Origin of the sequence: Halovenus rubra (assembly GCF_026586665.1) — an archaeon.
Classification (GTDB): Archaea; Halobacteriota; Halobacteria; order Halobacteriales; family Haloarculaceae; genus Halovenus; species Halovenus rubra.
On sequence record NZ_JAODIY010000003.1, the window covers coordinates 1 to 1098 of the forward strand.

1 rRNA gene is annotated in these 1098 nt (G+C 56.7%); it reads right to left on the reverse strand.

Going from position 1 to position 1098, the window contains the following annotated elements:
* Positions 1 to 1098, reverse strand: a 23S ribosomal RNA gene (locus N5098_RS02305); the annotation flags it as partial.

The window sequence follows — 1098 nt, forward strand, 5'->3', positions numbered from 1 at the left end:
CCCGACTTTCGCTGCTACTACGACCAGGATTTTCGTCACCACGCGGTCCACACGAGATCTATCCCATGCTTCCATCCACGCGGAGCGCCGACCTACGCAACCACCCTGTGACGGGTGTGGCCAGGTTTCGGTGGTGGATTTGAGCCCCGATCATTTTGGGCGCCCCGAACCTCGGCCGGTAAGCTGTTACGCTTTTCTTAGAGGGTAGCTGCTTCTAAGCTCACCTCCCGGCTGTCTAGGGCTCGGGACCACCTTCGATCGCACTTAATCCACACTTTGGGACCTTAACCCGGCGCTGGGTTGTCTCCCTTATGGTACACAGGCTTACCCCGCGCACCGGACTCCCCGCGTCAAAAGCGTCAGTGAGTTCGGAGTTTGACAACCGCGCCGACCTCTCTCGAGGGCGGACACGGTAATCAGTCACTCTACCTCACGGACTACCTCGGCGGAGGTCATGCTTCGACATGTTTCGGTCGGAACCAGCTGTTGCCGGACTCGATGGGCCTTTCACCCCTACACGCAGGTCACGGGAGGGTATTGTAAGACACCAACCCTAACAGGCTTCCACATGACTTTCGTCATGCTTCACCTTGCCCGCGCGTAGATCGTCCGGATTCGGGTCGTGTCCGTCTGACTCCCCGCGCTTGAACACGGCGGCCCTCGCGCAAAGCGCTGCGGCCATGTCGGTTTCCCTATGCCTTCCCGGGTTGACCGGTTAGACTCGCCAGACAAACACACTCCCTGGTCCGTTTTTCAAAACGTACGACGGAACACCGGCTTCCTGTGAGTCCTACTGGAGGCTCGCGCCTCGGTCGTTTATCACAGGACCTTGTGTGCCCCGTCGCTCCATCGCCATCTGATTTCAAGCCCTATTTCACCTCCCGTTGGAGGATACTTTTCAGCGTTCGCTCACGCTACTTGTTCACTATCGGTCTCGAAGAGTATTTAGCTTTGACAGTCGATGCCTGTCAGATTCACGAAAGATTTCCAACCTCCGCTACTCTGGAACTGACTCACAGCAGACTTGTTTCCAATACGGGGCTTTCACCCTGTTTCGCGCTCCATTCCAGAAGACTTCTTGATAACGTTTTGCTGATG